This window comes from Streptomyces sp. NPDC058678 (assembly GCF_042714835.1).
In the GTDB taxonomy this organism is placed as follows: domain Bacteria; phylum Actinomycetota; class Actinomycetes; order Streptomycetales; family Streptomycetaceae; genus Streptomyces.
Genome location: NZ_JBHXSG010000026.1, coordinates 14,022 through 36,496, shown reverse-complemented (window position 1 = coordinate 36,496; position 22,475 = coordinate 14,022). Strand labels below are relative to the sequence as shown.

Sequence of the window (22,475 nt, the reverse complement as noted above, 5' to 3'; positions counted from 1 at the left end):
CAATGCCGGCGACCCGCCCCGCCATTAATTTCTGTCGAGCGACAGAAATTAGACCTCAGCAGGACGACGACACACGGAGCCGGAGGACCCGCGATGGCGACAGCGACCACGTACGGAGCCCGCGCCCATGCCCGCGCCCAGGAGGGCACGCGCACCGAGGCCATGCCCGTCGTACCGGCCGGCACCTGGCCGAACCCGCCCTGCGAGGCGGGCCACCTGGTGTGGGCCGAGACGGTGGCGGGCGGCAACTACACACACCGGGTACTGGCCCGCGGCACCGAACTGCGCCTGACCGACCTGCACGGCGACGCCTGCGCACACCTCCTGCTGTTCGTCGCCGACCGGCCCTGGGAGCGGCTCAACGTGGCCGACACGGTGAAGGTCCAGTGGAACGCCTACCTCGGCGAGGGCGGACTGCTCCTCTCCGACCAGGGCCGGGTCCTCGCCTCGGTGGTCTCGGACACCTCCGGACGGCACGACGCCCTGTGCGGCACCTCCACCCTCGTGCGCAACTCCGAGCGGTACGGCGACGGCACCCCGCAGAGCCCCTCCCCGGCAGGGCGCGAGCTGTTCAAGCTGGCCGCCGCCAAGAACGGCCTGGAGCCCCGCGACCTGCCGCCCTCGCTCTCGTTCTTCCAGGGCGTGGAGATCCGTGAGGACGGCGTCCTGGACTTCACCGGCTCGGCGGGCCCCGGCAGCAGCGTGACGCTGCGCGCCGAGCAGGACGTGACGGTCCTGCTCGTCAACGTCCCGCATCCGGCCGACCCTCGCGCCGAGTACGTCAGCACTCCGCTGGAGGTGCTCGCCTGGCGCGCCGAGGCCACCTCGCCTGGCGACCCGCGGTGGGACGCCACACCCGAGGGCCGCCGCGCCTTCCTGAACACCGCCGAGTTCCTTGCCGCGAGGGGGATCGCATGAGCACCCGGGCGAACACGTCCGTTGTCGCCGCCCGTGCGGCATGGTCGTCCGTGATCCACGCCGGTGAGACCCTCACCATCACCGACCTGCACGGAAACCAGGCCGTCGACTTCCTCGTCTACGACGCCCAGGACACGTCGGTCCGCTACAGCGCCCCCGACACGATCCACGCGCAGGGCAACATCTTCCTGACCACGGGCAGTGTGCTGCTGTCCAACGAGCACACCCCGCTGATGACCGTCCTCGCCGACGAGGTGGGCCGGCACGACACGGTCGGCGGCGCCTGCTCCAAGGAGTCGAACACGCTCCGGTACGGCCATCACACCTGGTCGCAGCACGCGTGCGTGGACAACTTCCTCGCCGAGGGCGCGCGGTACGGCCTCGGCAAGCGGGACCTTGTCTCCAACATCAACTGGTACATGAACGTGCCGGTCGAGAAGGACGGCACCCTCGGCATCGTCGACGGTCTGTCCGCCCCGGGCCTGAAGCTGAGCCTGCGGGCCGAGCGCGACGTCCTCGTCCTCGTCTCCAACTGCCCCCAGATCAACAACCCGTGCAACGGCTTCGAGCCGACGGCCGTGGAGATGACGATCACCGAGGCGGGCACCGCATGAGCTTCGACACGCTCCTCGTCGCCAACCGGGGCGAGATAGCGGTCCGGATCATCCGCACCGCGCGCGAGCTCGGCCTGCGCACGGTCGCGGTGTACTCCGACCCGGACCGCTCCGCCCCGCACGTCCGGCTCGCCGACGAGGCGGTGCGGCTCGGCCCGGCGCCCGCGAAGGAGTCGTACCTCGACGCCGACCTGGTGCTGAAGGCGGCCAAGGACACCGGCGCGGGCGCGATCCACCCCGGCTACGGCTTCCTGTCCGAGGACGCGTCCTTCGCGCGCCGCTGCGAGGACGCCGGGATCGTGTTCGTCGGCCCGACGCCCGAGCAACTGGAGCTGTTCGGGGCCAAGCACACGGCCCGGGCGGCGGCCCAGGCGGCCGGGGTGCCGCTGGCGCCGGGGACGGGCCTGCTGGCGTCACTGGACGAAGCACAGGCGCAAGCCGCTGGGATCGGCTACCCGGTCATGCTCAAGGCGACCGGCGGTGGCGGCGGAATCGGCATGTCGGCATGTCGCTCCGCCGACGAACTCGCCGACGTCTGGGAGCGCGTGCAGCGCGTCGCCGCCGCCTCCTTCTCCTCCGCCGGCGTCTTCCTGGAGCGCCTGGTGGAGCGGGCCCGCCATGTCGAGGTGCAGGTCTTCGGCGACGGCGAGGGCGAAGTCGTCACCTTCGGCGACCGCGACTGCTCGCTCCAGCGCCGCAACCAGAAGGTGCTGGAGGAGGCCCCGGCGCCGGGCCTTCCCAACCGCATCCGTGAGCAACTCGCTGTGTCCGCCCGCGACCTGTGCGCCTCCGTGGGCTACCGCTCCGCCGGAACCGTCGAGTTCGTCTACGACGCCGCCCGCGAGGAGGCGTACTTCCTGGAGGTCAACACCCGTCTCCAGGTGGAGCACCCGGTCACCGAGGAGATCTACGGCGTCGACCTGGTCGCCTGGATGCTGCGGCTGGCGCGCGGCGAGCGGGACGTCGTCCGCGATCCGGGCGCACCGCGCGGTCACGCCGTCGAGGCCCGCGTCTACGCCGAGGACCCCTCACGCGACCACCGGCCGAGCGCGGGCCTGTTGACACGGGTCGAGTTCCCGCCGGGCGTGCGCGTCGACGGCTGGGTGGAGACCGGCACCGAGGTCACGACGTCGTACGACCCGATGCTCGCGAAGGTCGTCGCGTACGGCCCGGACCGGGCACACGCCCTGCGCAGGCTGGACGAGGCGCTGGCCCGCACCCGCGTCGACGGCATCGAGACGAACCTGGGCCTGGTCCGGGCGGCACTCGCGAACCGGAACTTCACCACGGCCACGCACTCCACCGCGACGCTCGCCTCCGTGAGCGATCCGACGCCGCGCATCGAGGTCGTCGCCGGCGGCACCCTCACCACCGTGCAGGACTGGCCGGGCCGCACCGGCTACTGGCAGGTGGGCGTACCCCCGTGCGGACCGATGGACGACCTGTCCTTCCGGCTCGGAAACCGCGCCCTGGGCAACGAAGAGAGCGCTCCCGGCCTCGAGTGCACCCTCCAGGGCCCGTCGTTGAGGTTCACCCACCCCACGACCGTGTGCGTGACGGGCGCACCGGCCCCGGTCACCGTCGACGGTACGGCGGTCGCGCAGTGGGAGCCGGTGACGGTGCCCGCAGGGGCTGTACTGGAGATCGGCACGCCCTCCGAGCACGGCCTGCGGACGTACGTCCTCGTCGCCGGTGGCCTCGACGTGCCCGCCTTCCTGGGCAGCGCGAGCACCTTCACCCTGGGCCGGTTCGGCGGACACGGCGGCCGGGCGCTGCGCACGGGCGACGTCCTGCACGGCGGGACGACCGTCCAAGGCACGCCGGTCCCGCAGACGGACCGCCCGGACTTCTCCGCCGTGTGGCACGTCAAGGCTGTCGAAGGCCCGCACGCCGCACCGGAGTTCTTCACCGAGGAGGACATCCACGACTTCTACGCCGCCGAGTGGAAGGTGCACTTCAACTCGGCGCGCACGGGCGTCCGCCTGGTCGGCCCGAAGCCGCGCTGGGCGCGCACCGACGGCGGCGAGGCGGGCCTGCACCCGTCCAACATCCACGACACCCCGTACTCCGTGGGAGCCGTCGACTACACCGGCGACATGCCGGTGCTGCTCGGCCCGGACGGCCCCTCCCTCGGCGGGTTCGTGTGCCCGGCGACGGTGATCAGCACCGAGCGCTGGAAGCTGGGCCAGCTGCGCCCCGGCGACACCGTGCGGTTCACGCCGGTCGACGTGGCGGGCGCCCCCCGCCCCACCATCGTGGACGGCGGCATCCTCGCCCGGGACGGCGAGGTGACCTACCGCCGCAGCGGCGACGACAACCTCCTGGTCGAGTTCGGCCCGATGGAGCTCGACCTCGCCCAGCGCATGCGCGTCCACGCACTGATGGAGGCGGTGGCCGAGCAGGGCCCGGAGGGCATCACCGACCTGACGCCGGGCATCCGCTCCCTCCAGATCCGGACGGACCCGCGCCGCCTGCCACAGCACGAACTCCTCACCGCGGTACGGGAGATCACCACACACCTCCCCCCGAGCGACGAACTGGTGGTCCCCTCCCGCACGGTCCACCTCCCCCTCTCCTGGGACGACCCGGCGACCCGCGAGGCGATCGCCCGCTACATGGCGGGCGTCCGCGACGACGCGCCCTGGTGCCCGTGGAACATCGAGTTCATCCGCCGCGTCAACGGCCTGGAGTCGGTGGCGGACGTGTACGACACGGTCTTCGACGCGGAGTACCTGGTCCTCGGCCTCGGCGACGTCTACCTGGGCGCCCCGGTCGCCACCCCCCTCGACCCCCGCCACCGCCTGGTGACGACCAAGTACAACCCGGCACGCACCTGGACGGCCGAGAACTCGGTCGGCATCGGCGGCGCGTACCTGTGCGTCTACGGCATGGAGGGCCCCGGCGGCTACCAGTTCGTGGGCCGGACGACGCAGGTCTGGTCGGGCTGGCAGCAGCGCGGCGCCTTCGAGCCCGGCTCCCCGTGGCTCCTGCGCTTCTTCGACCGGATCAAGTGGTACCCGGTCGACGCCGACGAACTCCTCGACCTCCGCGCCGACATCGCGTCCGGCCGCTTCGTGCCGCGCATCGAGGAGGGCACCTTCTCGCTGGCCGAGTACCAGGCCTTCCTGGCCGAGAACGCCGAGTCGATCGCCGGGTTCCGGTCCCGCCAGCAGACGGCGTTCTCGGCGGAGCGGGACGCGTGGGAGGCGGCGGGCGAGTTCACCCGGGCGGAGGCGGCGGCCGCGCCGGCCGCTCCCCCGGCCGAGGTGACCGTCCCGCCGGGCGGCCGTCTGATCGAGGCCGAGTTCGCCGCTTCCGTCTGGCAGTTGAACGTCACGCCGGGTGACGAGGTGACGGCCGGACAGCCATTGCTCGCCCTGGAGGCGATGAAGATGGAGTCCAGGGTGCACGCGCCGATGGACGGCGTGGTCGCGGAGATCCTGGCCAGGCCCGGGGACCAGGTGGAGGCGGGGACGGCACTGGTCGTCCTGGCCCCTGCCGCGAACTGAAAGAGGAACGACACATGGCCACCACCCTCTCCCGAGTCCGCGCCGCCTACGCCCGCATCGAGGCGGTCGACCGCCCCGAGATCTGGATCGACCTGCGCCCACAGCCGGAGGTCGAGGCGGAGGCCCGCACGATCGACGAACGAGTCGCCTCCCGCGAACCACTCCCCCTCGCCGGACGTCTGCTCGCCGCCAAGGGCAACATCGACGTGGCCGGCCTGCCCACCACCGCGGGCTGCCCGTCGTACGCCTACGACCCCGAGGCCGACGCGCCGGTCGTCGCCCGCCTGCGTGCCGCGGGCGCGATCGTGCTGGGCACCACGAATTTGGACCAGTTCGCGACGGGCCTGGTCGGCACCCGCTCCCCGCACGGAGCCGTCCGAGGCGCCCACGACCCGACCAGGATCAGCGGCGGCTCCAGCTCCGGCTCGGCCGTGGCGGTGGCCCTGGGCATCGTCGACTTCGCCCTCGGCACCGACACCGCCGGCTCGGGCCGCGTCCCGGCCGCCTTCAACGGCATCGTCGGTCTGAAGCCGACCCGCGGCCTGGTCCCGACCACGGGCGTGGTCCCGGCCTGCGCCTCCCTCGACTGCGTGACGGTCTTCGCCCGCACCCTCCCGGAGGCCGAGCAGGCACTCGCCCAAATGGCCTCCCCGCCCGACCGAGACCTCCCACCGCTCCCCCAGCGAGCGCCGGGCCCGTGGCGGATCGCGGTGCCGCCACGCCACCAGCTCGGCGAACTGGACGACGGCTGGGCACAGGCGTACGAAGCCGCGGTAGCAAAGCTCGTCGAGGCGGGCGCATCGGTGCAGGAGCTCGACCTCGGCCCCTTCACCGAGGCCGCAGCGATGCTCTACCAGGGCGCGTTCGTGGCCGAGCGCTACACAGCAGTCGGCACCTTTGTCGACAAGGCGATGGCCGAGGGGGACGCGTCCCTCGACCCCACGGTCGCCGGCATCATCACCCGCGCCCGCGACATCCCGGCCCACCAGCTCTTCGCCGACGCCGACCGTCTGGCGGCCCTGCGCACCCGCGCCCGCACCGAACTCGCCGACGCGGACGCCCTCCTCCTCCCCACCGCCCCAGGCCACCCCACCCTCGCCGAGGTGGCCGCCGACCCCCTGGGCGCCAACGCCCGCCTGGGCCGCTTCACCAACTCCACCAACCTCTTCGACCTCGCGGCGGTCGCCGCCCCGGCCGGCGAGGTCAACGGCCTGCCCTTCGGCGTGATGCTGATCGGCCCGGCGTTCACGGACGAACGCCTGGCGAGGATCGCCGCCCTGCTCCAGCCGGAGACGCGCCTGGCAGTGATGGGCGCCCACCTGTCCGGCCAGCCCCTGAACCCCCAACTCCTGGCCCTGGGCGCCCGCCTGGACCGTACGACCACGACGGCACCCCTGTACCGCCTGCACACCCTGGCCACCGAACCGCCGAAGCCGGGCCTCGTGCACATCGGCGACGGCGGTTCCGCCATCGAGACAGAGGTATGGCGCCTCCCCGCAGAGGGCCTCGGCAGACTCCTGACCGCCCTCCCCCGCCCGATGACGCTGGGCAGCGTGGAACTGGCGGACGGCAGCCGACTCCCCGGCTTCCTGTGCGAACCGGACGCTCTCACAGACGCCGAGGACATCACCTCGTACGGCGGCTGGCGAGCGTACCTGAGCCGCTGAAGTCAGCCGACGAACACCCCGGCACCCGCCCCGGCACCCGCCCCCGCGGCGCGGCACCCGCGTACGGCGGCGAGGGGCCGTGTCGGGGGGTGTCCGCCCGCAGCGGTTGGCACGTCAGCACGAGCACCTGGAAAGGCAACCGATTCCGCGCCGTTCCGAGGACGGACACCCCCCGACACGGCCCCGACCCCCCACCACACCCGAAGGCGCGACGCCAGGGACTCAGCCCACCGACGAATAAGCGACAACCCCCCGCAGCAACTCGTCAACGGCCTTGCGCGCGTTTTTCGCCACCGAAGCCGACCCCGCACTGCCGGAAACCGGCGCCGCCGCCGAGATCTGCCCCAGCACATCGATCACCTGCTTGCACCACCGCACGAAGTCCCCCGCAGGCATCTCCACCTCGCGCAGCACCTCGTCGAGGCCCTTCCCTGAAGCCCACATGTACGCCGCCCAGGCGAAGCCGAGGTCCGGCTCACGCTGGCCCACGCCCTCGGTCTGGGTGATCCGGAAGTCCTCCTCAAGGGCATCCAGACGCCCCCAGATCCGGACCATCTCGCCGAGCGCGGCCTTCGCCTTGCCCGAGGGCACCTTGGGCGCCATGGCGTCGTCGGAGACCCGGGACTCGTACACCAACGCCGAGACACATGCGGCCAGTTCGGCAGGGGCCAGCCCCTCCCACACACCGGCCCGCAGGCACTCACTCGCCAGCAGATCCAGCTCGCCGTACAACCGGGCCAACCGCTTGCCGTGCTCGGTGACCTCGTCGGCGCGCAGGTAGTCCAGCTCGGTCAGCAGCGCGACGATCCGGTCGAACGTCCGAGCGATGGTGTTCGTACGCCCCTCGATACGCCGCTCCAGCTGCGAGGTGTCACGCAGCAGCCGGTGGTAGCGCTCGGCCCAACGCGCATGATCTTCCCGGTCGTTGCAGCCATGGCACGGATGCGCGCGGATGGCCGTGCGCAGCCGGGCGATCTCCCGGTCGTCGGCAGCCTGGGACCGCTTCTTGCGGGCCCGCTCCGGCGGAATGTGCCCGGCCTTGGTGCGCAGCGCGGAGGCGAGATCCCGACGGGACTGCGGGGAGCGGGGGTTGAAGGACTTCGGGATCCGCATCCGCTCCAACGCCTCGACGGGCACCGGGAAGTCCATCGACGCGAGCCGCTTGACCTGCCGCTCGGCGGTCAGCACCAGCGGGCGCGGGCCGTCATGGTGCTCGAAGCCGCGATGGCCGTTCGACCGCCCGGCCGGCAGCCCCGGGTCCAGCACCAGCGCGAGGCCCGCGTACTTGCCGGTCGGGACGTGGATGACGTCCCCCGGCTTGAGCTTCTCCAGCGCGACGGCGGCCTCGGCGCGCCGCTCGCTGACACCCTGCCGGGCCAGCTCGGTCTCCCGGTCCTTGAGTTCGCGGCGCAGCCGCGCGTAGTCCTCGAAGTCGCCGAGGTGGCAGGTCATGGAGGTTTTGTAGCCCTCCAGCCCCTCCTCGTTGCGCTGCACCTGCCGCGAGATGCCGACAACCGACTTGTCGGCCTGGAACTGCGCGAAGGACGTCTCCAGCAGCTCCCGCGAACGATGCCGCCCGAACTGCTCCACCAGATTGACCGCCATGTTGTACGACGGCTTGAAGCTGGAGCGCAGCGGATACGTGCGCGTGCCGGCCAGTCCCGCGAGGTGGTCGGGGCTTATCCCGCGCTGCCACAGCACGACCGCGTGACCCTCGACGTCGATGCCGCGCCGCCCCGCGCGACCGGTCAGCTGGGTGTACTCGCCGGGGGTGATGTCGGCATGCTGCTCGCCGTTCCACTTGACGAGCTTCTCCAACACCACCGACCGAGCGGGCATGTTGATGCCCAGCGCGAGCGTCTCGGTCGCGAACACCGCCTTGACCAGGCCGCGTACGAACAGCTCCTCGACGACCTCCTTGAACGTCGGCAGCATGCCCGCGTGGTGGGCCGCGATGCCGCGCTCCAGGCCCTCCAGCCACTCGTAGTAGCCGAGGACGTGCAGATCCTCCGTCGGGATGGAGTCCGTGCGCTCCTCGACCAGGGTGCGCACCCTCTCCCGCGCCTCGTCGTCGTTGAGTCGCAGTCCCGCGTGCAGGCACTGCTGGACGGCGGCCTCGCAGGCGGCACGACTGAAGATGAAGGTGATGGCGGGCAGCAAACCCTCGGCGTCCAGCCGTTCGATGACCTCGGGCCGGCTCGGTGTCCAGATGCGGGAGCGCTGCCGGCGCTCCCGCTCACGGTCGGCTTCGCGCATCGCACGGCCACGCCTGCGGTCCTGGTACGACGGCCGGCTGGCCTCCATCCGGGCCAGCCGCGCGAGGTCGGGATTGACGGCCTTCTTGTGGCCCTCACCCTCCTCGAACAGGTCGTACATCCGCCGCCCGGCGAGCACGTGCTGGAACAGCGGCACGGGCCGGTGCTCGGAGACGATCACCTCGGTGTCGCCGCGCACGGTGTCGAGCCAGTCGCCGAACTCCTCGGCGTTCGACACGGTCGCCGACAGCGACACCAGCGTGACCGACTCCGGGAGGTGAATGATCACTTCCTCCCACACGGCCCCGCGGAAGCGATCAGAGAGGTAGTGCACCTCGTCCATGACCACGTACCCGAGTCCGAGGAGGGTCTGCGAGCCCGCGTACAGCATGTTCCGCAGCACCTCGGTGGTCATCACGACCACCGGGGCGTCCGAGTTGACGCTGTTGTCGCCGGTCAGCAGGCCGACCTTGTCCGCGCCGTAACGGCGGCACAGGTCGGCGTACTTCTGGTTCGACAGCGCCTTGATGGGCGTCGTGTAGAAGCACTTCTTGCCCTGCTGCAGGGCGAGGTGGACGGCGAACTCGCCGACGATCGTCTTGCCGGAGCCGGTGGGCGCGGCCACCAGGACGCCCTTGCCGGCCTCGAGTGCCTGACAGGACTCGATCTGGAAGGGGTCGAGGCCGAAGTCGTACATCTCGCGGAAGCCGGCGAGCGCGGTGGCCTGCTCGACAGCGCGCCTACGTGCTGCCGCATACCGCTCGGCCGGTGAGAGGTCCTCTGTCATCGTGCTTTCGAGACTACCGGGCCCCACTGACAACAGGACGATCATTATCCGGATCCGATGACGATAAACATCGAATTACCGCAGCTCACGGCCCTACGATCCGGACGGCAGCGGGCATACAACGCGCGGTCAGCGGCAGCGGCCCGAGCGGCTCGCCGTCCGCGTACCCGGTGATCCCCTGCGCGGCGATCTCCACCTTGGCCGCCCGCAGCACGGTGACCTTCGGGTGGTCGACGTGCCGGCCCCGGTACACCGTCGGGAACACCCTGAGCAGCGTCGTACGACTGCAGTCCCCCACCACCGTGACGTCGAACAGCCCGTCGGTGAGGTCGGCGCCCGGACAGATCCGCATGCCGCCGCCGTACGAGGACCCGTTGCCGACGGCCACCAGGGTCGCCTCGACCTCCCTGACGCCGCCGTCGTCCAGCGTGATCCGGTACGGACAGGGGCGGAAGGCGGCGAGTTCGGCGAGCATCGCCAGGTCGTACTTGAGACGCCCTGTCGGCCATCGCATGCGGTTGCCGCGGTCGTTGACCCGGGAGTCGAAGCCGGAGGCGAGGACCGTTCCGAACCACCGGCCGTCCGCCCGGCCGAGGTCGACGTCGCGAATCCGCGCGCCCTTGAGGGCGTCGGCGATCAGACGGCCCGCCGCGGCGGGGTCGCGCACCGGCAGACCAAGGGCACGGGCGAAGTCGTTGCCGGTGCCGACGGCGACCAGGCCGAGCGGAGTACGCGTCCCGGCGACGGCCTGCAGAGCCAGATTCGCCATGCCGTCCCCGCCGACGGCGATCAGAGCGCCGGTGCCGTCGGCGACGGCGGCACGCGCGCGCGTGAGGGCGTGCTCGGCGTTCGCACCGACGACCGTACGCACCGAGAAGCCGGCCGCCCGGACAGCCGAAGCGGCCGGCTGCGCCGCGTGGGCGCCCCGGCCGCGACCCGCGGTGGGGTTGACGAAGAGGGTGATCTCGCTGGTCACGCCCCGGACGTTACAAGGGCGGCCGACTCGATCAGGTCACGTCGTCATAACCGTTGACCCGTTCCGTGCTCGCCTGCTCGGGCAGCGCCCGGGTGGCCGAGACGGTCTCCACCTCACCGATCTCCTCGGGGGTGAGGTCGAGCTCCGAGGCCTCGTCGTCGTCGGGGCCCAGTTCGTCGCGGCGGCGCCTGCGCCGGTCGTTGAGCAGCGAGAAGAGCACCGCACCGAAGTACAGGACCCAGATCGGTCCGGCGAGCGCCAGCATCGTCAGCGGGTCGGTGCTGGGCGTGGCGACAGCCGCGAACACCGTGATGCCCATGATCATGCCGCGCCACCAGCCGAGCATCCGCTTGCCGGTGATCGCCCCGGTGAGGTTGAGGAAGACCAGCAGCAGGGGCAGCTCGAAGGAGAGGCCGAAGACGAGCACCATGCGGATGACGAGATCGAGCAGGTCGTCCAGCGGCAGCAGGTTGGAAGCGTCGGCCGGCGTGAACTCGAGCAGCACCTTCGCCGTGGTGGGCAGCACCGTGTAGGCGAAGTAGGCACCGCCGAGGAACAGCGGAACACCGGTACCGACGAACGCGTAGGCGTACTTCTTCTCGTGCCGGTGCAGTCCGGGCGCGACGAAGCCCCACAGCTGGTAGAGCCACACCGGCGAGGCCAGAACCACACCCGCCATCAGCGAGACCTTCAAGGCCAGGGTGAAGGGGGTGAGCAGACCGTTGATGGTGATCTGCGCACACGGTTCGCTGGACTTCGACTTGGCCAGTTGCTCGAAGGTCTGCTCACAGCCGACCGAGTCCAGGATCGGCCTGGTGATGAGATTGATGATGTCGTTGTAGAAGAAGGCGGCAACGACAGTGATGGCGACGATGGCCAGCATCGCCTTCGCGAGCCGGTTGCGAAGCTCGCGAAGGTGTTCCGCGAGGGGCATCCGCCCCTCGGGATCCTTCTCCTCTGTGCGGGCAGACTTCAGCAACCCACGTTCCCATCTCGTGCGGCGGGCCGGAGGTCACCGGCCCTGCGTCAGCGCTTGGTCGTGTCCGTCGGCTCGGTGACCGGGCGCGAGCTCGTCACGTCACCGGGGGCGGCCTGGATGGTGCGCTGGACGGGGGGCTGCTGGTCGTCGTGCGGCGGGGCCGCGGGAGCGGACGCGTTGTCCTGGCCCTCGGACTTCATCGCCTTGGCCTCGCTCTTGAGGATCCGCGCGGACTTGCCGAGCGAGCGCGCCATGTCCGGAAGCTTCTTGGCGCCGAACAGCAGGATGATGACGACGAGGATGAGAATGATCTCGGGGGCGCCGAGCCTTCCGAACATAAGTCTTTACCTTCTCACCGAGGCGGCTGGAGTGGGGAGCTGTCCGACCGGTCGGACATGTGTCCGATCGACCGTGCTGACAGCGATCGTAACGCTCAGGGGTAAACGCGTGGCAATCCCTGTGCGTACTCCCGGTCCGCGGCCCGGGCCTCGTTCTCCGGGCCGCGACGAGCAGCGTACCTGGCGGAACCACCAAGTTGACAGGGCGAAGTGGCCCAAAGCGCATCACACCCGTGACTCACAGGAAACACACGGGACGACTCACAGTGAGTCCACGGAGCGGGCCACGCTCATGGAGGCACGCTCCAGGTCCTCGGCGGCCCGGTTGATGCGCCGCGTCGAGTCCGTGACCTGCCTGGCCAGACGTTGCGCCTCCAGGAAGACCCGTACGGCGAGCACACCGAGAACGGCGAGACCCAGGAAACCCACAGCTACCGCGAACATCGGCCAGAACATGGTGCCGAGCCTAGAGGGTCGAGTGGAGCCGCAAGGTCCTGACCCCGCCGCCCGTCAGCAGCTCGACGATCCGCTCTCCCGCCGGTTTGCGGACGACCGTTGCGCAGTCGGGGCAGGTGAAGGAGTAGAAGGTGGTGCGGCTCGTGGCGCCGATGGCCAGGCGCAGGGCGCTCGCGGCGAGCTCGAAGCGGCCTCGGCAGTCCGGGCAGCCCGCCCTGAACGTCACCGGGGTCACGTTCCGCATCCCGGCGAACGCGGCGGCCACCGTGACTCCCGCGCCGGGCGTCGACGACTCGCTCAAAGCCCCTGCTCCTGCCTCTCGTGCTGCCCGTCGTGGACCACGGGCGCTCCGGCAGCGCCGTGCGCCTCGATCCCGTCGTACGCCGCCAGCGCCTCGCGGGCCGCCTCGCGGGCGCTGTCGGCGAGGTCCCGCGGGGAGACGATCCGGCCGTCCCGCCCGAGCCGCAGCGCCAGCCGCTTGAGCGAGGCCGGTTCCGGGGTGCGCAGGGTGATACGCAGCCCGCCGTCCGGAAGCTCGTCCGCACTGTCGTGCGGGTAGTACTCGGCGACCCAGCGCCCACCGGGGCCGACCTCGACGACGACCTCCGGGTCCTCGGCGGCGGGCTGCACGAGCCCCTCGGACAGGTCCCGCAGCTCGATCTCGGGCGGGGCGGACGGCTCGTCGAGGATCCGGATCTCGGCGACCCGGTCGAGCCGGAACGTACGGCGCGCCTCGGAGCGGCGGCACCAGGCCTCGACGTAGGTGTGACCGACGCTGACCAGCCGGATCGGGTCGATCTCGCGCTCGGTGACCTCGTCGCGGGCGGGCGAGTAGTAGCGGATCCACAGGCGGCGCCGCTCGGAGATGGCCCGGTCGACGTCCGCGAAGACGCCGCCCTCGGACTCGAAGGTCACCGACAGCCGGGAGCTGGCCCCCGCCTGCTCGCCGGCCGCGGCCTCCACCTTGGCGGTGGCCCGCAGCAGCGCCTGCCGGTCGCTCTCACGCAGGCCGGGCAGCGTGGACACCGCGCGGGCGGCGACCAGCAGGGCGGTGGCCTCGTCGGCGGCGAGCCGCAGGGGCTCGGCGACGTCATCGGGGTTGTGCCACCAGATGCGCTCGCCGTCGGTGTCGATGTCGAGCAGATCGCCGCCGCGGAAGCTGGTGCCGCACATGGGCAGCACGTCGAGGTCGGAGACCAGCTCGTCCTCGGTGATCCCGAAGGCCCGGGCGACGTCCTCGACCCGGGCGCCGGGGCGCTCCCTCAGATACGTCATCAGCGAGAGCATCCGCCGGGTCTGGTCGATGGCGTTCGTCGGCCTGGCCGGTTTTCCCACCACGTTCTTACGCCCCCTCAGCCCTTGGCCACGGCACGTAGCCGGTCCAGTACGTCGGCCCGCAGCTCGGCCGGCTCCAGGACCACCACGTCCGGCCCGAACTCCACCAGCCAGGCGTCCAGGCCGTGGCCGTACGGAATCTCCAACTCGTCCCAGCCGTCCCCCAGTTCCCGGACCGAGACGGCCTTGGCCCGCAGGGGGAAGCCCGCGCCGGAGCGCAGCCGGATGAGCGCGGAGCGGTCGGCGGTCTCGCCGGCCCAGCTCGCGACGGTCTCGCGGACGGTGACGACGTCGGGCACCGGGGCGGTGTACCGGGCGCCGCGGGTGCGCACCTTGCCGGTGATCCGGGACAGCCGGAACACCCGCTCGGCGTTCCGGTCGCGGTCCCAGCCCGCCAGGTACCAGTGGCCGCGCCAGCATTCCAGTGCCCACGGCTCGACGTGCCGGGGCTCGGGGTGGGCGGCGGTGGCCTTGCGGTAGTCGAAGACGACCGGGCGGCGGTCACGGCAGGCCAGCATCAGCGGTTCGAACGCGGCCTCGTGCACCGGGATGCGGGGTTCCAGGGCGCCATGGGTCTCGTACGGGTCGAAGTCCTCGGGGAGCCCGGCGGCGCGCAGCTTCTGCAGGGCGCCGCTGGCCGCGCCCGCGAGCCGTGCCTGTTGCCAGACCTTGGCGGCCAGCCCCAGGGCGGCGGCCTCCTCGGCGTCCAGGGTGACGGGCGGGAGGCGGTTGCTGTCGCGGCGGGCCAGGTAGCCGATCTCACCGTCCAGGTTCTCGACGGTCTCGATGACCAGGCCGAGTTCGCGCAGATCATCCTTGTCGCGCTCGAACATGCGGTTGAAGGAGTCGTCCGACCCGGCTTCCAGATAGGCCTCGATGGACTCACGCAGCTCGCGCTTGCTGAGCGGCCGCCGCGTCCCGAGCAGACACAGCGCCAGGTTCATCAGTCGCTCGGCCTTGGCAATGGCCATCGACGCCCTTCGCCTCCCTATGGTGCTTACGGACGATGACCGTACCGCCCCGAAGTGGCGCGGCAAAAGCCGAGGGCCCATGCCCGGACAGGCATGGGCCCCAGGTGGTCGAGACCGGTCTGCGGCGATCAGACTCCGAGGAGGTCGACCACGAAGATCAGCGTCTCGCCGGGCTTGATCGCCGGGGTCGGGCTCTGGTTGCCGTAGGCGAGGTGGGCGGGGATGGTCAGCTGGCGGCGGCCGCCGACCTTCATGCCCTGCACGCCCTGGTCCCAGCCCTTGATGACCCGGCCGCCGCCCAGCGGGAAGCTGAACGGAGTGCCACGGTTCCAGCTGGCGTCGAACTCCTCGCCGGTGCTGAAGGCAACGCCGACGTAGTGGACGGTGACGGTCCGGCCCGCCTGCGCCACCTCGCCGTCGCCCTCCCAGATGTCCTTGATCTCCAGGTCCGCCGGGGGCTCGCCGCCCGGGAAGTCGATCTCGGGCTTGTCGATGCTCACGTCTCTAGCTCCTGCTTGTGTACGGAAAGGCAACAGACACAGTCTTGCATCTCGGTGGGGTCACATCTTCGCGAGGATGTCCACCGAGAAGACCAGCGTGGAGTCCTTCTTGATGTCGCTGCCGGCCGGCGGGCTGTCGCCGTAACCCAGGTCCGGCGGGACGACGACGAGGACGCGGCTGCCGACCTTCTTGCCGGTCAGGCCCTGCGACCAGCCCTTGACGACCTGCTTGAGCGAGAACGACGTCAGCGCCTTGCGGCCGTAGGTCGAGTCGAACTCCTTGCCGGAGTCCCACAGAACACCCTTGTACTGCACGAGGACGGTGTTCTCGGCGGTGACCTCTTCGCCGTCGCCCTCGATGACGTAGTTCGCGACCAGCTTCTTCGGCGCGTCGCTCTTGGGGATCTCGATGGAGGGCGCCTTGCCGTCGGTGTTGGTGCCGACCTTCGGCACGTCCACGTTGTCCTGGGCGACGTTCGTGCCCTTGGCGGAGCTCTTGGCGTTGAACGTCTCCAGCAGGTCGACGACGAAGACCAGCGTGTCGGTGCCCTTGATACCGCCCTCCGCGTAGCCCTCCTTGCCGTATCCCCAGGTGGGCGGCACGGAGAACTCGACCCGGCTGCCGGTCTTCTTGCCGGCCAGGGCATACCGCCAGCCGTCGATGATGCTGCTCGTGGCGAGCTGGATGAGCAGGGGCGTCTTACGGTCGTAGGAGTTGTCGAAGACCTTCGCCGTGTCCCAGATCTGACCGAGGTAGTTCGCCTGGATGTAGTCGTTCTCGGCCACGGTGGTGCCGTTGCCCGGAGTGACCGTCTTCACCGCGAGGTTCTTGGAGGGGTCGCCGCTGCCCTTGGCGACCGTCGGCTTCTCGCCGAACTTGGTGCCCGCGGTGATCGCCGGAAGCGGCCCGTCGACGATCTTCGGCGCCGGGACGGACTGCGAGGCCGACGCCGAGGGCGACGCGCTGTCGCTCGCCTCACTGGAGCCGGACTCGTCGTCGCCGCATCCGGCGAGCGTGACCAGTCCTGTGGGTACGGCGATGAGGAGTGAGCGTCGGCGCACGGTGGGGGCCTCGTAATCATCGATCTTGTTGATGGCGTGCGCGCAACTCTACGGCGTGAGAAGGGCGCCGTACGTGAAACGTACGGCGCCCGTGTTGCGTTCCGGACGTTCTTCCGGAACGCGTCGACTCACATTCCCGCGATCAGCTTCTCCACCCGGTCGTCCACGGAACGGAACGGGTCCTTGCACAACACCGTGCGCTGAGCCTGGTCGTTGAGCTTGAGGTGGACCCAGTCGACCGTGAAGTCACGGCGCTGTTCCTGCGCCCGCCTGATGAAGTCGCCGCGCAGTCGCGCGCGAGTGGTCTGCGGCGGAACCGACTTGCCTTCGAAGATCTTCAAGTCGTTGCAGATCCGAGCGGCTTGGCCCTTCTTCTCCAGCAGGTAGTACAGGCCACGACGCCGGTGGATGTCGTGGTAGGCGAGGTCTATCTGCGCGACCCGCGGGTGGGACATGGTCATGTTGTGCTTGGCCCGGTACCGCTCGATGAGCTTGTACTTCATGACCCAGTCGATCTCGGTGCCGATCCGGTCGAGGTCCTCGGCCTCGATGGAGTCCAGGGTGCGGCCCCACAGCTCCAGGACCTGTTCCACGGTGCCGGTGCGGATGCCGCGGCGCTCGCAGAAGTCCACGGCCTTCTCGTAGTACTCGCGCTGCACCTCCAGGGCGGAGGCCTCGCGTCCGCTGGCCAGGCGGACCTTGCGGCGGCCGGTGATGTCGTGGCTGACCTCGCGGATCGCCCGGATCGGGTTCTCCAGCGTGAGGTCGCGCATCACGGTGCCCGCCTCGATCATGCGCAGCACGAGGTCGGTGGCGCCGACCTTGAGCAGCATGGTCGTCTCGGACATGTTGGAGTCGCCCACGATGACGTGCAGGCGGCGGTAGCGCTCGGCGTCGGCGTGCGGTTCGTCGCGGGTGTTGATGATCGGCCGGGAGCGGGTCGTCGCCGAGGAGACGCCCTCCCAGATGTGCTCGGCCCGCTGACTGACGCAGTACACCGCGCCCCGCGGGGTCTGCAGCACCTTGCCGGCGCCGCAGAGAAGCTGCCTCGTGACGAGGAACGGAATGAGGATGTCCGCGAGCCGGGAGAACTCCCCGTGCCGGGCCACCAGATAGTTCTCGTGGCAGCCGTAGGAGTTGCCCGCCGAGTCGGTGTTGTTCTTGAAGAGGTAGACGTCGCCCGCGATTCCTTCCTCGTGCAGGCGTCGTTCGGCGTCCACCAGTAGTCCTTCGAGAATGCGCTCGCCTGCTTTGTCGTGGGTGACCAGTTCGGTCACGTTGTCACATTCGGGTGTCGCGTATTCCGGATGTGACCCCACGTCGAGATAGAGGCGGGCGCCGTTTCGCAGAAAGACATTGCTGCTGCGGCCCCATGACACGACACGGCGGAAGAGGTACCGCGCCACCTCGTCGGGAGACAGGCGCCGCTGTCCCCTGAACGTACACGTGACGCCGTACTCGTTCTCCAGCCCGAAAATGCGGCGGTCCATGAGTGAACATTACGCCCGATCCCCCGAGCTGAAACGGGGTTCGACAGCACGGTTTGGATCATTTTCCGATGAAGACGCAACCACCGCGCCCCCGGCGGAAGCTGCGAGGACCCGCCCGGTGGCCAGCAGAACCAGCAGCGACACGCCTCCCGCGGCGCCCGGCATGACGAAGCCCCACAGGGCCCCGCCCGCCTCGACGACCGGACCCGCGAGGCCCGTTCCGAGGGACGCGCCCACGGTGAACGTCGTCACGAGCCAGGAGAACGCCTCGGTGACCGTCCCGCGCGGGGCGTGCCGGTCCACCAGTACGAACGCGCAGGCGATGGCGGGCGCGAGGAAGACGCCGGCGAGGACCGTCAGCAGTGTCATGGCGACCGCGCCCGGCATCAGCGTCAGCGGCAGGTAACACACCGCCAGGAAGGCCACCAGGACCTGCAGTCTCCGGGCAGGCTCGCCGGTCCACCGGCGCGCCCCGTAGAACACGCCGCCGATGAGCGCGCCCAGGCCGATGCCCGCCATCAGCCAGCCATACACCGCGTCACCGCCGTTGTCGTCCGCGTACGGCACCGAGGCGACGGTGATGGAGCCGAGCGCGATGCCGACGAAGAGGAACGCGCCGAGGAGCGCGAGAAGTCCTGGGGACCTGAGGGCGCCGAGCCAGTGCGCCTCGCGCGGCGCCGAGCGCCACGCGCGCGAGGGCGGCGAAACGACCACGGAGAGCGCGCCCAGCACGCCGACGGCGTTCAGGACGAGCAGCGCCGCCTGCGCCGACCACAGCGACGTGCACAGCGTCACCAGCAACGGTCCGACCGTGAACATGATTTCCTGGGCGACCGCGTCCATGGCGTACGCGGTGTGCACCTGGTCCTCCTTGGCGAGGACGTTCGGCCACAGCGCGCGCAGGCCGCCCTCCAGGGGCGGTGTGAAGAGCCCGGCGGCCGCCACGGCGGCGTAGGCGAGCGGCAGCGGGTCGGTGCCCGTGAAGGCGAAGGCGGCCATCGCGAGGGCCGACAGGAGCGCGGCGGGCAGTTGGACGCGCGGCTGGCCGTGCAGGTCCACCAGGCGACCCAGCACCGGCTGGCCCACGGCGTTGGCCACGCCGTACGCGGCCGCGAGCCCGCCGGCCAGGCTGTAGGTGCCGCCCTCCGCGCGGACGAACAGCACGATCGCGATCGCGGCGGTCGCGTTCGGCAGCCGTCCCACCAGCGTGCCGGCGAGCAGCCGGACGGCGTGCCTCGCCCTGAGGATGTCCAGGTATCCCGCGGCCATGTCCCGCCCTTCGCTCGCCCGGTGCGCCGGTGACGCGTGAGGTTTTACGTATAACGTCCTCCGTCATACGTACCATGTGCGCTGTTCACGCGTCCAGACGAAAGAGCAGGCAGCCGGTGGCACGAGGCAGCACCCGCCCCACCAGCCGTGACGTCGCCCAGGTCGCCGGCGTCTCCCAGGCCGCGGTCTCCCTGGTCCTCGGCGACAAGTGGCGCGGACGGGTGTCGGAGACGACGGCCGAGCGGGTCCGGGAGGCCGCTCGCGAGCTGGGCTACCGGCCCAATCTCGCCGCCCGCAACCTGCGCCTGGGACATACCCGCACGGTGCTGCTGGTGGTCCCCGCGCTGACGACCGAGTTCTTCGCGGGGGTCTACACGGGCGCGGCCCGGGTCGCCGCCGAACACGGCTTCGGCGTGGTTCTGTACCCCTCCCCCGAGGGCATCGGCCCCGCGCGGGACCCCTTCGCCTCCGCGCAGGCCGCCCTGGACGGCGTCATCGCCTCCTCCATGGCCGCCGATGCGCTCACCGCGATCCGCGGCGACCAGCTGCCCCTGGTGATGCTGGACAGCGACCCTTCCGGAAGCCTCGGAGCGGCCACGGTCAACCTGGACATCGTGGACGGCGTACGACAGGTCGCCGAGCACCTTCTCGGTCTGGGGCACCGCCGCTTCCTGCACCTCGCGGCGGACGTGCCGTCCTGGACCTTCGAGGTGCGTGCCGACGAACTGGCCGCCCGGGTCGGCGCCGTGCCCGGCACCACGGTCCGCACGGCTCGCGCGCCGATCTCCATCGAGGGCGCCGTGACCGCCGCCGAGGCCGCCCTGTCCGCCCCCGGCCCCCGGCCGACCGCGCTGGTCTGCGACGACGACAAGCTCGCCGCCGGTGCCTACAAGGCGCTGCGCCGCCTCGGCCTGCGGGTGCCCGACGACGTGTCCGTCACCGGGCTCGACGACCTCGCCCTGGCCACCGCCATCGACCCGGAGCTGACGACCGTACGGCTGGACGCGGAGCTGTTCGGCGAACGCGGGATGCGGGCCCTGCTGGCGGTCCTGGAGGGCCGCACGCCCGAGGCCGGGGACATTCCCGTCGAGCTGGTCGTACGGGGCTCCACGGCGCCACCGCGGGCCTCCTGAAGCGCCTGTGCCCCGGCCGAGGGTCGGCCGGGGCACAGCAGGTCCCGGTGGGCTACTTCTCGTCGGGTTCCTCGGCGCTCTCCGCCTCGGTGGTCGCTCCGCCGGCCTCCAGCAGCCTGCCGAGCTGGCCGCCGACGATGCGCTTGAACTTGCGCTTCTGGGGGCGCGTGCGGTCCAGCACCGCGACTTCCAGCCGCTCCGCGGGGATCTCCCGCTCGCTGCCGTTGGTGTCGCGGGACAGGGCCTGGACGGCCAGCTTCAGCGCCCCGGCGAGCGACATGCCGTCCTCGTGACGCTGGTCCAGGTAGGTGCTGATCGTCTCGGCGTTGCCGCCGACCGCGACCGAGCCGTGCTCGTCCACGATCGAACCGTCGTGCGGCAGCCGGTAGATCTGGTCGCCCTCGGGCGTCTCCCCGACCTCGGCGACGACCAGCTCCACCTCGTACGGCTTCTCGGCCGCGGAAGAGAAGATCGTGCCCAGGGTCTGTGCGTAGACGTTGGCCAGACCGCGGGCCGTCACGTCGTCACGGTCGTAGGTGTAGCCCCGCAGGTCGGCGTAGCGGACGCCGCCGATGCGGAGGTTCTCGTACTCGTTGTACTTGCCGGCGGCCGCGAAGCCGATCCGGTCGTAGATCTCGCTGAACTTGTGCAGCGCACGGGACGGGTTCTCGCCGACGAAGACGATGCCGTCGGCGTACTGCAGCACGACCAGGCTGCGGCCACGGGCGATGCCCTTGCGGGCGTACTCCGCCCGGTCGGCCATGGCCTGCTGGGGTGAGACATAGAACGGCGTCGACACCGGTTATCCGTCCCTCTCTTCTGAGTTCCGTCGAATTCCCTGGATCACCTTGTCACCAACCGGTTCGTCGGCTAGAGCAGGGCGGCGCGCGGGCCGTCGGGCTGCTCCAGGCGCCGTTCCAGGATCGAGCGGGCGATCTCGGAGGACTCGTCCTCGTTGAGGCGGCGGAAGCCGTCCTCGGTGATCACGGTGACGATCGGGTAGATCCGGCGGGCGACATCGGGACCGCCGGTCGCCGAGTCGTCGTCTGCCGCGTCGTAGAGGGCCTGCACCACGAGCATCGTGGCCTCGGCCTCGGTCAGGCCGTCGTGGAAGAACTTCTTCATGGCGCCCCGGGCGAAGATCGAGCCGGAGCCGGTGGCGGCGAAGTTGTGCTCCTCGGAACGGCCGCCGGTGACGTCGTAGGAAAAAATGCGGCCCCTGCCCCGGTCCACGTCGTACCCGGCGAAGAGCGGGACCACGGCCAGGCCCTGCATGGCCATGCCGAGGTTGGAGCGGATCATGGTCGACAGGCGGTTCGCCTTGCCCTCCAGCGAGAGCTGCGCACCCTCGACCTTCTCGAAGTGCTCCAGCTCCAGCTGGAAGAGCTTCACCATCTCGACCGCGAGACCGGCGGTGCCGGCGATGCCGACGGCCGAGTACTCGTCGGCCGGGAAGACCTTCTCGATGTCGCGCTGTGCGATGACGTTGCCCATCGTGGCGCGCCGGTCACCGGCGAGCACGACACCGCCGGGGAACGTCACGGCCACGATCGTGGTGCCGTGCGGCGCCTCGATCACGCCCTGGGTGGGCGGGAGCTGCCGGTTGCCCGGGAGGATCTCCGGCTGGTGTTCGGACAGGAAGTCCATGAAGGAGGACGAGCCTGGCGTCAGGAAGGCAGCCGGCAGACGCCCGGTGCTACGAGGGTTGGCTTCCACGCGATTCCTTCCACGTAAGGCGGCGGCCCGACGGGAACGGCCGAGCCGATCATCAAATCTGTGCACGGACCATACCCGTGCCGACGCCGGTCATCCGTCCCGGCGACGACCTGCTGTGCGCAGGCCGACTCCGGGACGGACAACGGGCGTTACTGACCGCCCTTTTGCACGAAGGAACGCACGAAGTCCTCGGCGTTCTCCTCGAGGACGTCGTCGATCTCGTCCAGTACCGAGTCGACGTCGTCGCTCAGCTTCTCCTGGCGCTCCTTGAGGTCTTCGGATGCCTGCGCCTCGGGCGCCTCCTCGACCTCCTCGGTGTTGCGCGTCGCCTTCTGCTGTCCGCCGCCGGTGTCCTTGGTCGCCATAACCCTCACCCCGCTCGGTTCGACGTTCTTGATCAGACCCTACAAGCAGGGTCCGAGATCGGCCCCGCAGTTCCCTCAACGTCCGGGGACCACCTCGATGATTCCCGGACGCCGGGGATTCCACCCTGTGGGACC

General features: G+C 70.7%; 20 protein-coding genes. 5 read left to right on the top strand and 15 right to left on the bottom strand.

The window, feature by feature from the left end:
- Nucleotides 1–93 precede the first annotated feature (93 nt).
- From ACFWWR_RS23365 to atzF, 4 genes are read left to right on the top strand one after another with little or no spacing between them, the layout of a single operon-like run.
- Nucleotides 94–918: an urea amidolyase associated protein UAAP1 gene (locus ACFWWR_RS23365; protein WP_383864972.1), complete on the top strand. Its 825-nt coding sequence runs from the start codon at nt 94–96 to the stop codon at nt 916–918.
- On the top strand, nt 915–1,532 hold the full coding sequence (locus ACFWWR_RS23360) for an urea amidolyase associated protein UAAP2 (RefSeq protein WP_383864975.1): 618 nt from the start codon (nt 915–917) through the stop codon (nt 1,530–1,532). Before ACFWWR_RS23365 ends, ACFWWR_RS23360 begins: the two co-directional genes overlap by 4 nt.
- Nucleotides 1,529–5,041, top strand: coding sequence for a 5-oxoprolinase/urea amidolyase family protein (locus ACFWWR_RS23355; protein ID WP_384305081.1), 3,513 nt, complete (start codon nt 1,529–1,531; stop codon nt 5,039–5,041). The genes ACFWWR_RS23360 and ACFWWR_RS23355 overlap by 4 nt, the downstream gene beginning before the upstream one ends.
- 14 nt (nt 5,042–5,055) lie before the next feature.
- Nucleotides 5,056–6,708: an allophanate hydrolase gene (gene atzF / locus ACFWWR_RS23350; protein ID WP_384305079.1), complete on the top strand. Its 1,653-nt coding sequence runs from the start codon at nt 5,056–5,058 to the stop codon at nt 6,706–6,708.
- A gap of 222 nt (nt 6,709–6,930) precedes the next feature.
- Here the strand turns inward: atzF and ACFWWR_RS23345 are convergent, their stop codons facing one another.
- The 12 genes from ACFWWR_RS23345 to ACFWWR_RS23290 all read right to left on the bottom strand — a co-directional run bounded on the left by ACFWWR_RS23345 (nt 6,931) and on the right by ACFWWR_RS23290 (nt 19,126).
- The gene (locus ACFWWR_RS23345; protein ID WP_383864984.1) at nt 6,931–9,795 is read right to left on the bottom strand and encodes a DEAD/DEAH box helicase; all 2,865 of its coding nucleotides are present in this window, start codon (nt 9,793–9,795) and stop codon (nt 6,931–6,933) included.
- Between the two features lie 40 nt (nt 9,796–9,835).
- Nucleotides 9,836–10,726 carry a diacylglycerol kinase gene (locus ACFWWR_RS23340; RefSeq protein ID WP_384305077.1) on the bottom strand — a complete coding sequence of 297 codons (891 nt, stop codon included), beginning with the start codon at nt 10,724–10,726 and terminating at the stop codon, nt 9,836–9,838.
- A gap of 31 nt (nt 10,727–10,757) precedes the next feature.
- Complete coding sequence (gene tatC, locus ACFWWR_RS23335; RefSeq protein ID WP_383864990.1) at nt 10,758–11,705, bottom strand: twin-arginine translocase subunit TatC; 948 nt, start codon at nt 11,703–11,705, stop codon at nt 10,758–10,760.
- Nucleotides 11,706–11,752: 47 nt separating this feature from the next.
- Entirely contained in the window at nt 11,753–12,043 is a 291-nt protein-coding gene (tatA, locus tag ACFWWR_RS23330) for a Sec-independent protein translocase subunit TatA (protein ID WP_383864993.1), read from the bottom strand.
- A 261-nt stretch (nt 12,044–12,304) separates the two neighbouring features.
- Nucleotides 12,305–12,499: a hypothetical protein gene (locus ACFWWR_RS23325; protein WP_383864996.1), complete on the bottom strand. Its 195-nt coding sequence runs from the start codon at nt 12,497–12,499 to the stop codon at nt 12,305–12,307.
- Between the two features lie 10 nt (nt 12,500–12,509).
- Nucleotides 12,510–12,800, bottom strand: a complete 291-nt coding sequence (locus tag ACFWWR_RS23320) for a hypothetical protein (protein WP_383864999.1) — start codon at nt 12,798–12,800, stop codon at nt 12,510–12,512.
- Complete coding sequence (locus ACFWWR_RS23315; protein WP_383865002.1) at nt 12,797–13,837, bottom strand: helix-turn-helix transcriptional regulator; 1,041 nt, start codon at nt 13,835–13,837, stop codon at nt 12,797–12,799. Before ACFWWR_RS23315 ends, ACFWWR_RS23320 begins: the two co-directional genes overlap by 4 nt.
- Before the next feature lie 14 nt (nt 13,838–13,851).
- On the bottom strand, nt 13,852–14,805 hold the full coding sequence (locus ACFWWR_RS23310; protein WP_384305074.1) for a helix-turn-helix transcriptional regulator: 954 nt from the start codon (nt 14,803–14,805) through the stop codon (nt 13,852–13,854).
- Between the two features lie 128 nt (nt 14,806–14,933).
- Nucleotides 14,934–15,305 carry an FKBP-type peptidyl-prolyl cis-trans isomerase gene (locus ACFWWR_RS23305; protein ID WP_383865007.1) on the bottom strand — a complete coding sequence of 124 codons (372 nt, stop codon included), beginning with the start codon at nt 15,303–15,305 and terminating at the stop codon, nt 14,934–14,936.
- A gap of 60 nt (nt 15,306–15,365) precedes the next feature.
- Entirely contained in the window at nt 15,366–16,367 is a 1,002-nt protein-coding gene (locus ACFWWR_RS23300; protein ID WP_383865010.1) for an FKBP-type peptidyl-prolyl cis-trans isomerase, read from the bottom strand.
- A gap of 128 nt (nt 16,368–16,495) precedes the next feature.
- Nucleotides 16,496–17,857 (bottom strand): Pup--protein ligase, encoded by a 1,362-nt coding sequence (gene pafA / locus ACFWWR_RS23295; protein ID WP_053192758.1) that lies wholly within the window; start codon nt 17,855–17,857, stop codon nt 16,496–16,498.
- A 9-nt stretch (nt 17,858–17,866) separates the two neighbouring features.
- A complete protein-coding gene (locus ACFWWR_RS23290; RefSeq protein WP_383865013.1) occupies nt 17,867–19,126 on the bottom strand; it encodes an MFS transporter in 1,260 nt (419 codons plus the stop codon).
- 116 nt (nt 19,127–19,242) lie between these two features.
- Here ACFWWR_RS23290 and ACFWWR_RS23285 point away from each other — a divergent pair, with 116 nt between their 5' ends.
- Nucleotides 19,243–20,259, top strand: a complete 1,017-nt coding sequence (locus tag ACFWWR_RS23285; RefSeq protein WP_384305071.1) for a LacI family DNA-binding transcriptional regulator — start codon at nt 19,243–19,245, stop codon at nt 20,257–20,259.
- A 52-nt stretch (nt 20,260–20,311) separates the two neighbouring features.
- On the opposite strand, the gene prcA is transcribed toward ACFWWR_RS23285, so the two are convergent.
- From prcA to ACFWWR_RS23270, 3 genes are all read right to left on the bottom strand, one after another.
- Nucleotides 20,312–21,058 carry a proteasome subunit alpha gene (gene prcA, locus ACFWWR_RS23280; protein WP_383865019.1) on the bottom strand — a complete coding sequence of 249 codons (747 nt, stop codon included), beginning with the start codon at nt 21,056–21,058 and terminating at the stop codon, nt 20,312–20,314.
- A gap of 71 nt (nt 21,059–21,129) precedes the next feature.
- Complete coding sequence (prcB, locus tag ACFWWR_RS23275; protein WP_383865022.1) at nt 21,130–21,975, bottom strand: proteasome subunit beta; 846 nt, start codon at nt 21,973–21,975, stop codon at nt 21,130–21,132.
- Nucleotides 21,976–22,124: 149 nt separating this feature from the next.
- Nucleotides 22,125–22,340: a ubiquitin-like protein Pup gene (locus tag ACFWWR_RS23270; RefSeq protein ID WP_030038375.1), complete on the bottom strand. Its 216-nt coding sequence runs from the start codon at nt 22,338–22,340 to the stop codon at nt 22,125–22,127.
- Nucleotides 22,341–22,475 lie beyond the last annotated feature (135 nt).